This is a genomic window from Citrobacter sp. wls717 (genome assembly GCF_005280955.1).
GTDB lineage: Bacteria > Pseudomonadota > Gammaproteobacteria > Enterobacterales > Enterobacteriaceae > Citrobacter > Citrobacter werkmanii.
Map to the genome: position 1 here is coordinate 475,772 of NZ_SZWW01000007.1, position 11,824 is coordinate 487,595.

The following is an 11,824-nucleotide window of genomic DNA, read 5'->3' on the forward strand; positions in this document are numbered from 1 at the left end:
CATTTTTGGAGGATGATATGGATATGTCACTGGCCGAGGAAAAAACGCAGACTATGCCGACGCTCGCTCCCGACAGTTTTTTCTTTATGTCGCCGTATCGTAGTTTTACGACGTCAGGATGCTTCGCCCGCTATGCGGAACCGGCAATTGATGGCGATTCGCCAGACAGCCCTTTCCAACACAAAATGCACGCACTGTTTGCTGATGCCAAATCGCAGGGCATCGCTAACCCCATTATGGTCGGGGCAATTCCTTTCGATACCCGCCAGCCATCATCGCTGTTTATTCCCCAATCGTGGCAGAGCTTCTCTCGCACGGCAAAGCAGCAATCATCACGTTACTTTACCCGGCATCAGTCATTAAACGTCGTTGAGCGTAAATCGATTCCGGAACAGGACTTTTTTGAAGAGATGGTTGCCCGGGCGGCTGCGCTGACGGCCACGCCGGAAGTCGACAAAGTGGTGTTGTCACGTCTGATCGATATCACCACCGATGCCAACATTGACAGCGGTGCGCTGCTGGAGCGTCTGGTGGCGCAAAATCCGGCGAGTTACAACTTCCATGTCCCCATTGAAGACGGTGGCGTATTGCTTGGCGCCAGCCCGGAACTGCTGTTGCGCAAAGAAGGCGATCGTTTTAGCTCGCTGCCGCTGGCCGGTTCGGCGCGCCGTCAGCCTGATGATGTGCTGGACAGGGAAGCGGGGATCCGCCTGCTGGCATCTGAGAAGGACCGCCATGAGCACGACCTGGTGACGCAGGCGATGAAAGCCGTGTTGCGCGATCGCAGCAGTGAATTGCAACTGCCTTCCTCTCCGCAACTGGTCACTACGCCTACGCTCTGGCACCTCGGCACGCCGTTTGAAGGAAAAGCCAACGCAGAGGAAAACGCGCTGACGCTGGCGTGCCTGTTGCATCCGACGCCTGCGCTGAGCGGTTTCCCGCATCAGGTTGCGCGCAACATTATCGCCGAGCTGGAGCCGTTCGATCGCGACTTGTTCGGCGGCATCGTCGGCTGGTGTGATGCTGAAGGTAATGGCGAATGGGTGGTGACGATCCGCTGCGCGAAGCTGCTGCGTAATCAGGTTCGTTTCTTTGCCGGTGCCGGTATTGTGCCTGCGTCTTCTCCGGTTGCGGAATGGCGTGAAACGGGAGCCAAGCTTGCCACCATGTTGAATGTTTTTGGACTGCATTAAGGAGTCATGATGAGTATTCCTTTCACCCGTTGGCCGGAGGAGTTTGCCCGCCGTTACCGTGAAAAAGGCTACTGGCAGGATTTGCCGCTGACCGACATTCTGACCCGTCACGCCGAGAGCGACCATACGGCGGTCATTGATGGTGAACGCCATCTGAGCTATCGCCAGTTGAATCAGGCGACTGACAATCTCGCCTGCAGCCTGCGTCGTCAGGGAATCAAACCTGGCGAAACCGCGCTGGTGCAGTTGGGCAATGTGGCGGAGCTGTACATCACCTTCTTTGCGCTGCTCAAGCTGGGCGTCGCTCCGGTGCTGGCGCTGTTTAGCCATCAGCGTAACGAACTCAATGCTTATGCTAAACAGATCGCACCCGCGTTACTGATCGCCGATCGCCAGCATGCGCTGTTTAGCGGGGAAGATTTTCTCAATACCTTTGTGGCTGAACACAATTCAGTGCGCGTGGTGCAACTGCGCAATGATGAAGGCGAACATAACCTGCAAATGGCGATAGACCAGCCTGCGGCTGATTTTACCGCGACGCCATCGCCTGCTGATGAAGTGGCGTACTTCCAGCTTTCTGGCGGTACCACCGGGACGCCGAAGCTTATTCCTCGTACCCATAACGATTACTACTACAGCGTGCGTCGCAGTAATGAGATCTGCCGCTTCACCGGGGAAACGCGCTATCTGTGCGCGATCCCGGCGGCGCATAACTACGCCATGAGTTCGCCTGGTTCGCTTGGCGTGTTCCTGGCTGGCGGCACCGTGGTTCTGGCGGCTGACCCGAGCGCAACCCTGTGCTTCCCGCTGATTGAACAGCATCAGGTTAACGTCACGGCGCTGGTGCCGCCGGCGGTGAGCCTGTGGCTGCAGGCGATTGCGGAGTGGGGGAGCAATGCGCAATTGGCTTCGCTGACGCTGCTGCAGGTCGGTGGGGCACGGCTTTCCGCCTCGCTTGCGGCGCGTATTCCGGCGGAGATTGGCTGCCAGTTGCAGCAGGTTTTTGGCATGGCGGAAGGGCTGGTGAACTACACCCGTCTGGACGACAGCCCTGAGCGCATCATCAATACCCAGGGCCGTCCGATGTGTCCGGATGATGAAGTCTGGGTCGCCGATGCTGATGGTAATCCCCTGGCGCAGGGCGAAACGGGCCGCCTGATGACGCGAGGTCCGTACACCTTCCGGGGTTACTTCAACAGCCCGGAGCACAATGCCAGCGCCTTTGACGCCAACGGTTTTTACTGCTCCGGCGATCTGATCGCTATCGATCAGGATGGCTATATCACCGTACAAGGACGTGAGAAAGATCAGATCAACCGGGGTGGCGAGAAGATCGCAGCAGAAGAAATTGAAAATCTGCTGTTACGCCACCCATCGGTGATCCATGCCGCTCTGGTCAGTATGGATGACGAACTGATGGGCGAGAAAAGCTGTGCATGGCTGGTGGTGAAAGAGCCGCTGCGCGCGGTGCAGGCGCGCCGTTTCCTGCGTGACCAGGGCGTAGCGGAATTCAAATTACCTGACCGTGTGGAGTGCGTTGAGTCACTCCCGCTAACCCCGGTCGGTAAAGTGGATAAAAAACAATTACGTCAGTGGCTGGCGTCACGTTCACTGGCCTGAAGGAGAAAAAGAGATGGCAATTCCTAAACTGCAGGCTTATGCACTGCCTACGGCGCTTGATGTTCCAGCCAATAAAGTCGACTGGACGTTTGAACCTGAACGCGCCGCGCTGCTGATCCACGACATGCAGGACTATTTTATCGGCTTTTGGGGGGATAACTGCCCGATGATGGCGCAAGTGGTGGCTAACATTGCCGCACTGCGTCAGTTCTGCAAAGAGCACAACATTCCGGTGTATTACACCGCGCAACCCAAAGAACAGAGCGATGAAGACCGCGCCCTGCTGAATGATATGTGGGGACCAGGCCTGACGCGTTCGCCGGAACAGCAAAAGATCGTTGATGCGCTGGCTCCCGATGAGGCGGATACCATCCTGGTGAAATGGCGTTACAGCGCATTTCATCGCTCTCCGCTGGAGCAGATGCTTAAAGATACTGGCCGAAATCAACTGATTATTACCGGTGTGTATGCCCATATTGGCTGCATGACCACTGCGACTGACGCGTTCATGCGCGATATCAAGCCGTTTATGGTCGCCGATGCGTTGGCGGACTTCAGCCGTGATGAACACCTGATGTCGCTGAAATACGTGGCGGGACGTTCCGGTCGGGTGGTGATGACCCAGGAACTTTTGCCAACGCCGGTTCCGGCGAGTAAAGAGGCGCTGCGCAGCGTGATTCTGCCGCTGTTGGATGAGTCCGAGGAGCCAATGGATGACGAAAACCTGATCGACTACGGGCTGGATTCCGTGCGCATGATGGCGCTGGCGGCACGCTGGCGTAAAGTTCATGGCGATATTGATTTCGTGATGCTGGCGAAAAACCCGACCATAGACGCCTGGTGGAAGCTACTCTCCCGCGAGGTGAACTGATGGCCGGATTTGATTTTACCGGGAAAACCATCTGGGTGACCGGCGCGGGTAAAGGCATTGGCTACACTACGGCACTGGCATTTGTGAAAGCCGGCGCGCAGGTGACTGGCTTCGATCGCGAATTTCCTCAGGATAACTACCCGTTTGCGACCGAAGTGCTGAATGTGGCCGATGCCGGGCAGGTGGCTGAGGTGTGCCAGCGAGTCCTTAAAGCATGCGAGCGGCTGGATGTGTTGGTCAATGCCGCCGGTATTCTGCGCATGGGGGCCACTGACGCACTGAGCGTTGAAGAGTGGCAGCAGACGTTTGCCGTTAACGTTGGCGGCGCGTTCAATCTGTTTCAGCAGACGATGGCGCAGTTTCGTCGCCAGCAGGGCGGGGCGATCGTGACCGTCGCCTCAGATGCGGCGCACACACCGCGTATCGGCATGAGTGCTTATGGGGCGTCAAAAGCCGCGCTAAAAAGCCTGGCGCTCACCGTCGGACTGGAACTGGCGGGCAGCGGTGTGCGCTGTAATGTGGTTTCGCCAGGCTCGACCGATACTGACATGCAGCGCACGTTATGGGTCAGTGATGACGCGGAGGAGCAGCGTATTCGCGGGTTTGGCGAACAGTTTAAACTCGGTATCCCGTTGGGGAAAATCGCCCGACCGCAGGAGATCGCCAACACCATTTTATTCCTCGCCTCCGACCTTGCCAGCCACATTACGCTACAGGATATCGTGGTGGATGGCGGCTCAACGCTGGGAGCATGATGATGATCTGGAAACGCCATCTCACGCTGGATGAATTGAATGCCACCAGCCACAACAACATGGTCGCGCACTTAGGCATCCTTTATACCCGACTGGGCGATGATGTGCTGGAGGCCGAAATGCCAGTTGATACCCGCACGCATCAGCCGTTTGGTTTGCTGCACGGCGGCGCGTCGGCGGCACTGGCCGAAACATTGGGTTCAATGGCGGGTTATCTGATGACCCGCGACGGGCAGTGTGTAGTCGGTACAGAACTGAACGCCACGCACCATCGGGCGGTTTCGCAGGGCAAAGTGCGCGGCGTTTGTCAGCCGCTGCATCTTGGACGGCAGAATCAAAGCTGGGAAATCGTCATCTTTGATGAGCAAGGACGACGCTGTTGTACCTGCCGATTAGGTACTGCGGTGATGGGGTGAAGTCGCCCGACAAAGTAAAATGAAATTGCAGGGTTAACAGGTAAATGAAGTGATCTAGTTAACACTGCAATGTAAAAACTCAGTGATACTTCGGGTTTGTATGGTTGTCATGTTGTTAAATTCAGAAAAGATGTTATAGAAACAAAATGTAACATCTCTCTGACCTGGACAACGGATAATCAATATGAATAAATCAGGGAAGTACCTCGTCTGGACAGTGCTCTCCGTGATGGGAGCATTTGCCCTCGGCTATATCGCATTAAACCGTGGTGAACAGATCAACGCGTTGTGGATAGTCGTGGCGTCGGTCTGTGTCTACCTTATCGCTTACCGTTTCTATGGCCTGTACATTGCGAAAAATGTGCTGGCGCTGGACCCGACGCGTATGACGCCAGCCGTGCGCCATAACGACGGTCTGGATTATGTTCCTACCGATAAAAAAGTGCTGTTCGGTCACCATTTTGCGGCGATTGCCGGGGCGGGCCCGTTAGTCGGGCCGGTACTGGCGGCACAAATGGGTTATCTGCCGGGTATGATCTGGCTGCTTGCCGGGGTGGTACTCGCGGGGGCTGTGCAGGACTTCATGGTGCTGTTTGTTTCTACCCGTCGCGATGGTCGTTCCCTTGGCGAACTGGTGAAAGAAGAGATGGGCCCAACGGCGGGCGTTATTGCGCTGGTAGCCTGTTTTATGATCATGGTGATTATCCTCGCGGTACTGGCGATGATCGTCGTGAAAGCGCTGACCCACAGCCCGTGGGGAACCTATACCGTCGCGTTTACCATTCCGCTGGCGATCTTTATGGGGATCTACCTGCGTTATCTGCGTCCGGGCCGCATTGGCGAAGTGTCGGTCATCGGTCTGGTATTCCTGGTGTTTGCCATTATTTCCGGCGGTTGGGTGGCCGAAAGTCCGACCTGGGCACCGTATTTTGACTTTACCGGCGTACAACTGACGTGGATGCTGGTGGGCTACGGCTTTGTCGCTGCCGTGCTGCCGGTATGGCTGTTGCTGGCCCCACGTGATTATCTCTCTACTTTCCTGAAAATCGGCACCATTGTTGGCCTGGCGGTAGGGATTTTGATCATGCGTCCGACGCTGACCATGCCTGCGCTGACCAAGTTTGTTGACGGTACTGGCCCGGTCTGGACCGGTAACCTGTTCCCGTTCCTGTTTATTACCATTGCCTGTGGTGCGGTATCTGGCTTCCACGCGCTGATCTCTTCCGGTACCACGCCGAAGATGCTGGCGAACGAAGGGCAGGCCTGTTTTATCGGCTATGGCGGAATGTTAATGGAATCCTTTGTCGCCATTATGGCGCTGGTTTCCGCGTGCATCATCGATCCGGGCGTGTACTTTGCGATGAACAGCCCGATGGCGGTGTTGGCTCCGGCGGGTACGGCGGATGTCGTGGCTTCTGCGGCGCAGGTGGTCAGCAGTTGGGGCTTTGCTATTACTCCGGACACCTTGCATCAAATCGCCAATGAAGTCGGCGAACAATCCATCATTTCCCGCGCAGGCGGTGCGCCGACGCTGGCCGTTGGGATGGCGTATATTCTGCATGGTGCGCTGGGCGGCATGATGGATGTGGCGTTCTGGTATCACTTCGCCATTCTGTTTGAAGCCCTGTTTATTCTGACGGCGGTTGACGCCGGTACACGCGCCGCACGCTTTATGCTGCAGGATCTGTTGGGCGTGGTATCACCGAGCCTGAAACGTACCGACTCACTGCCTGCGAACCTGCTGGCTACAGCGCTGTGCGTACTGGCCTGGGGTTACTTCTTACACCAGGGCGTGGTGGATCCACTGGGCGGTATCAACACCCTGTGGCCGCTGTTTGGTATCGCCAACCAGATGCTGGCCGGTATGGCATTGATGCTCTGTGCGGTGGTGCTGTTCAAGATGAAACGTCAGCGCTACGCATGGGTGGCGCTGGTGCCAACGGCCTGGCTGCTGATTTGTACTCTGACTGCGGGCTGGCAGAAAGCGTTTAGCCCGGATGCGAAAATTGGCTTCCTGGCTATCGCCAACAAGTTCCAGGCGATGATCGACAGCGGTAATATTCCGGCACAGTACACCCAGTCGCAGCTGACGCAACTGGTGTTTAACAACCGCCTGGACGCGGGCCTCACTATTTTCTTCATGGTGGTCGTCGTGGTGCTGGGGCTGTTCTCGATTAAAACTGCGCTGGCAGCGCTGAAAGAGGACAAACCGACTTCGAAAGAAACGCCGTACGAACCAATGCCTGAGAATGTCGAAGAGATCGTGGCGCAGGCGAAAGGCGCGCACTAATATTCTCTTAACCAACAAGCCCTCTCCGGTACGGGGAGGGCGTTTGTACGACAGGGAATCACTATGTTTGAAACGCTCTCCAAAGCCGGGAAGTATTTAGGGCAAACCGCCCGCTTGATGATCGGTGTGCCGGATTATGACAACTATGTTGAGCATATGCGCGTCACGCATCCGGATCAGACGCCAATGACCTACGAAGAGTTTTTCCGCGAGCGGCAGGATGCGCGCTATGGGGGGAAAGGCGGCGCGAAGTGCTGTTAATTTTTTGCCGGATGCGCTGACGCTTATCCGGCCTACAACAATGCTTTGGCCGTAGGCCTGATAAGGCGAAGCCGTCATCAGGCAACCTGCACCATAGTCACACCGTAAACGATTCTACCTTCTCAAACGCTGCGCGCAGGGTATCTGGCGTTAACGTTACCGGCAGCGCATGAATAGATTCGACCGGGCGCAGGGTATGCGCAATCACCTTATCGATTTCGGCTCGGTTATTGATGTCCACTTCCAGATTAGCCAATCGAGTTGGCAGGTTGAAGCGCTGATAAGCGGTAATTAACTGCGCCAGCACATCATCTTGTCCAAGCAGCGCGCTCTGCACCAGAATGCCATACGCCACTTTGGTGCCATGGAGAAATTTCTCCGTTTGCGGGAGGACGGTCAGACCGTTATGGACCGAATGAGCCGCCGCCACACGGGTGTAGCGCTCGCCCAGGCCGCCGACCATACCGCCGCCGGCTATAATCGCATCCACCACGTCACTAAACGCCTGGGTTAGTTCACCACGCTGCTTATCTGCCAGTGCCTGCTCGCTGCTTTCCAGCAGGACGTCGCGGATGGCCAGCGCGCCGTTGATGCCCAGACGTACGGTCAGAGGTAACGTTTCTGGCTGCGGAGCCAGCACCACTGCCTCATACCATTTCGCCAGCGTATCGCCAATACCGGCCAGTAAATACTCTTCAGGCGCGTTGAGTATGATTCGTGGCTCAACCAGCACCAAAAAATTGGCATCGTCGAATATTTCGAAATGCAGCGCCTGACCGGCATCGTTGTACCAGACGGAAAGCGGCGTCCAGGCCGCGCAGGTGGCGGCGATGGTTGGGATCGCCACGAAAGGTAAATCAAGGCGGCGAGCCAGCGCTTTAGCCGTATCGAGCAGTGTACCGCCACCCACGCCAATCACGATGCTGCGATCATCTCCCGATTCTTTTGCCAGTTGAGCAACATCGGTTTCGCTGCAATGTCCCGTAAACAACAGGCGCTTAGCTTCGGCAAGATGAAAAGCTTCTGGCAGATAAGGACGCGCCGCGGCGATAGCTCGCTCACCGTAGACCCAGACGGCGTGTGAGAGTTGATCCGGGGTGAAAAAGTCGTGCAGTCTGGAGAGGCTATCGGTGTGGGAAAAGTAGTTAGCCGGGCCGGTGACGACGCGAATCTCGGTATTACTCATGTTGTGTTGTCCTTGTGCTGTCCTGATCTGGCAGGTTATTTTTATATAGACGTCTGAACGTCTTGATTGCCAAATACTAACATCGTGCTATAGTGGCTTCAACAACAACATCACACGTCGGGATAACAATAATGAGCAATAACCCACTGATTGTGCAAAGCAAACTCCCAAATCTGGGGACCACAATATTTACGCAAATGAGCGCGCTGGCACAGCAGCATCAGGCCATTAACCTCTCGCAGGGATTTCCTGATTTTGACGGTCCACATTTCTTACAGGAACGTCTGGCATATCATGTCGCGCATGGCGCTAACCAGTATGCGCCGATGACGGGCGTGCAGCCGCTGCGCGAAGCCATTGCCGATAAAACCGCGGAGTTGTACGGTTATAAGCCCGATGCGACAAGTGAAGTCACCGTCACGGCAGGGGCTACAGAAGCATTGTATGCAGCCATTACGGCGCTGGTGCGGCCTGGTGACGAAGTGATCTGTTTTGATCCGAGCTACGATAGCTATGCGCCTGCGGTGGCGTTATCCGGCGGCGTGGTGAAACGTATTGCGTTGCAACCGCCGTCATTTCGTGTGAACTGGCAGGAATTTGCCACGCTACTCAGCGAGCGCACCCGGTTAGTGATCCTCAATACACCGCATAACCCATCTGCTACCGTATGGCAGCGCGCTGATTTTGATGCGTTATGGCAGGCGATTAAAGAGCGCGAGATTTTTGTTATTAGCGACGAAGTGTATGAGCATATCTGCTTTGCCGCTCATGGACATGCGAGCGTGCTGGCTCATCCGCAGCTACGGGAACGCGCTGTTGCCGTTTCATCTTTCGGTAAAACGTATCATATGACCGGCTGGAAAGTCGGCTATTGCGTTGCACCCGACGCCATTAGCGCCGAGCTACGCAAAGTCCATCAGTACCTGACGTTCTCAGTCAACACACCGGCTCAGCTGGCGCTGGCGGATATGCTGCGGGAGAGCCCAATACACTACCGCGAGCTGCCCGCGTTTTATCAGAGAAAGCGTGATGTGCTGGTGAATGCGTTACGCGACAGCCGACTGGAAATTCTGCCGTGTGAGGGGACCTATTTTCTGCTGGTCGATTACAGTGCGGTCTCAACGCTTACTGACGTTGAGTTTTGTCAGTGGTTAACTAAAGAAGTGGGGGTTGCGGCGATACCGCTGTCGGTGTTCTGCGCCGATCCTTTCCCGCATAAGCTGATCCGCCTATGTTTTGCCAAGCAAGAATCGACGCTGTTAGCAGCCGCAGAGCGTCTGGTTTTGCTGTAATTATTTTACTGTCCAGGCTTTGGAAAACCGACGGTCGGCAAATAACTCCTGCAGGCCGTTGATTTGTTTCAGTCGCAACACTTCATCGTTATCCATGCCCAGTTCTTTAGCGATTTTTTCTTCACTCCAGCCCAGTTGCGATAATTCACGCACGATTTCCGACATGGCGTGGATTTGGTGGCGTCCGCGGGCGCGGTTATGGCGGATTGTCGCCGCCATACGTTCATGGCGATCGCGTTCCAGGCAGGCGACGGGCAGATAGCCTTTTAATCGTGGTTTTAGCGATGCTTTGTTTTTTCCTAATTCATGGCGGTGAAAGCCATCGATGATTTCATACTCTTCTTCCGTTGAGTGAACCACGACAATCGGCTGGGTGAAGCCATCAGCTTCGATGGATTTCAACAGCAGCTTTTTCTCCGGCGGCGCAACGTTATTAGGATTGTAATCATTGGGCGAAATGTGATCGCTTTTAATCCATAACACGCAATCTACTGGTTCTTCACGAAATGGACTGACGCTGTGGATTGCCATTCTGAATTCATTAATGGCTTCAATTCTATCTTTTTCTGGCAAACCAGAAAGAAAGCCGAGGAGTTCCTGTGTTAATCGTTGTTGCATAACAACCCCCATTCCTGACGTTTGGTTTTCATGCGTTCAGTATATCGCTGGTAGTTTTTCGTTTTTGTGGGGCTGAACGACAGTGCCCGACACCAGTAATCATTATTCAGGAGTACTTTGCAGATCCTTCTCCATGAGGGGATATCCCTGGAACCAATATCGCCTTCCTGACTTTCCGGGATATTGTCCATGCCTTTTTTCTTATACCACTGTATATAGACAGCGATTTTGTTGCGGTAATGTTCTGCGGTCTGTTCTGGCATGCTGTGTAATAGCAGCATGGCGTATTGCTGCCAACTTAAATGCTCTGGTTTGAGTATTTTCCGATGACCGTAAAAATGGTTGTCATGACCGGCGTAAATCCCGCCACTTTTAACGCCGCTGACGCGGGCGCACATAGCCGCCCATCGCTGTGGCTCAATGACATGGTACAGCCACAATCCCTGGCGTTGTTCCGGTCCAAAGGGCTCGCAAATACGCATATATCTTGTTGGGACCCCGGCCTGATACATCAGGTTATACAAGGGATTGCACGGCATTTTTGTCTTCGCAAACCATGTCCAGATATCGGCTGTTTTCCAGTCATATAACGGATAAATATACCAGGTGTGGCCACCTGGCGCTGCCGTCGTCCACGGCTTGTCATCGGCAAAACGTTGCTTACGCGAGTTGGCGATGGCCACAAAGCGGTTATAGGACTCGTCCGCGCGAATACCGACCATCATCGCTGCGGGACGCTTTTGTGAAAACCAATCTGCGAACTCGCGAACGAAGAGCTCAAAGGTCATACCGGGCTGATAGAAAGAAAAGAAATTGGGGTCGGTAATGGCATCGGCCGGTGGCTGACGCACCCACTGTATATTCGGCTCCCAGCACTGCCATTCGGGTTGATATTGTGAAAGCGCGTTTTGTGTGGTCAGAGGTAATGCGACCCAATAAAATTCTTCGATAACATCGGAATAACTCTCGCGTAGCGCCTGGACATAATCGATAGTGCAGGAAAACTGAGCTTCCCAGTCAATAAATAAGACGCTAATTTTTTTCTGTAACTGGCGGGCAAGGGTGGCCGTAAGATGGAGCATAAGACCGGAATCTTTTCCTCCCGATAATGAAACACAAATGCGCGGCAGCGTGTTGAGCGTCCATGTAATGCGCTCCTGTGCGGCTTCAAGTACATGTTGAGTTAGAGGTATTTTATAAACAGACATATCAAATCCATAGTGAGGAGCTGTTATTCCCCGCTATGGTAAATGGTCAGCATAAGAAATGCTAATCTATATGTGTTGTAATTTTCATAAATAATTCACCATTTCAATAAATGG

At 54.6% G+C, this 11,824-nt stretch carries 11 protein-coding genes; 8 read left to right on the top strand and 3 right to left on the bottom strand.

Features of this window, described 5'->3' with window-relative positions; all coding sequences use genetic code 11:
* Positions 1–17 precede the first annotated feature (17 nt).
* The 7 genes from entC (at position 18) to FDX09_RS06955 (ending at position 7,406) form a co-directional block, all read left to right on the top strand.
* Positions 18–1,193 carry an isochorismate synthase EntC gene (gene entC, locus FDX09_RS06925; protein WP_137346966.1) on the top strand — a complete coding sequence of 392 codons (1,176 nt, stop codon included), beginning with the start codon at positions 18–20 and terminating at the stop codon, positions 1,191–1,193.
* A 9-nt stretch (positions 1,194–1,202) separates the two neighbouring features.
* Positions 1,203–2,813, top strand: coding sequence for a (2,3-dihydroxybenzoyl)adenylate synthase EntE (entE, locus tag FDX09_RS06930; protein ID WP_137347015.1), 1,611 nt, complete (start codon positions 1,203–1,205; stop codon positions 2,811–2,813).
* 13 nt (positions 2,814–2,826) lie between these two features.
* Complete coding sequence (locus tag FDX09_RS06935) at positions 2,827–3,684, top strand: isochorismatase (RefSeq protein WP_038638636.1); 858 nt, start codon at positions 2,827–2,829, stop codon at positions 3,682–3,684.
* Positions 3,684–4,439: a 2,3-dihydro-2,3-dihydroxybenzoate dehydrogenase EntA gene (gene entA / locus FDX09_RS06940; RefSeq protein ID WP_137346967.1), complete on the top strand. Its 756-nt coding sequence runs from the start codon at positions 3,684–3,686 to the stop codon at positions 4,437–4,439. Before FDX09_RS06935 ends, entA begins: the two co-directional genes overlap by 1 nt.
* 2 nt (positions 4,440–4,441) lie before the next feature.
* Complete coding sequence (gene entH / locus FDX09_RS06945) at positions 4,442–4,855, top strand: proofreading thioesterase EntH (RefSeq protein ID WP_137347016.1); 414 nt, start codon at positions 4,442–4,444, stop codon at positions 4,853–4,855.
* A gap of 184 nt (positions 4,856–5,039) precedes the next feature.
* Entirely contained in the window at positions 5,040–7,145 is a 2,106-nt protein-coding gene (gene cstA, locus FDX09_RS06950) for a pyruvate/proton symporter CstA (protein WP_006685575.1), read from the top strand.
* A 63-nt stretch (positions 7,146–7,208) separates the two neighbouring features.
* Positions 7,209–7,406: a YbdD/YjiX family protein gene (locus FDX09_RS06955; RefSeq protein ID WP_006685574.1), complete on the top strand. Its 198-nt coding sequence runs from the start codon at positions 7,209–7,211 to the stop codon at positions 7,404–7,406.
* A gap of 97 nt (positions 7,407–7,503) precedes the next feature.
* On the opposite strand, the gene FDX09_RS06960 is transcribed toward FDX09_RS06955, so the two are convergent.
* Complete coding sequence (locus FDX09_RS06960; RefSeq protein WP_137346968.1) at positions 7,504–8,592, bottom strand: oxidoreductase; 1,089 nt, start codon at positions 8,590–8,592, stop codon at positions 7,504–7,506.
* A 131-nt stretch (positions 8,593–8,723) separates the two neighbouring features.
* On the opposite strand from FDX09_RS06960, the gene FDX09_RS06965 reads away from it, so the two are divergent.
* Positions 8,724–9,884 carry a pyridoxal phosphate-dependent aminotransferase gene (locus FDX09_RS06965; protein ID WP_137346969.1) on the top strand — a complete coding sequence of 387 codons (1,161 nt, stop codon included), beginning with the start codon at positions 8,724–8,726 and terminating at the stop codon, positions 9,882–9,884.
* On the opposite strand, the gene FDX09_RS06970 is transcribed toward FDX09_RS06965, so the two are convergent.
* The gene (locus tag FDX09_RS06970) at positions 9,885–10,502 is read right to left on the bottom strand and encodes a ParB/RepB/Spo0J family partition protein (RefSeq protein WP_038638649.1); all 618 of its coding nucleotides are present in this window, start codon (positions 10,500–10,502) and stop codon (positions 9,885–9,887) included.
* Positions 10,487–11,710, bottom strand: coding sequence for a phosphoadenosine phosphosulfate reductase (locus tag FDX09_RS06975; protein WP_038638652.1), 1,224 nt, complete (start codon positions 11,708–11,710; stop codon positions 10,487–10,489). Before FDX09_RS06975 ends, FDX09_RS06970 begins: the two co-directional genes overlap by 16 nt.
* Between the last annotated feature and the right edge of the window lie 114 nt (positions 11,711–11,824).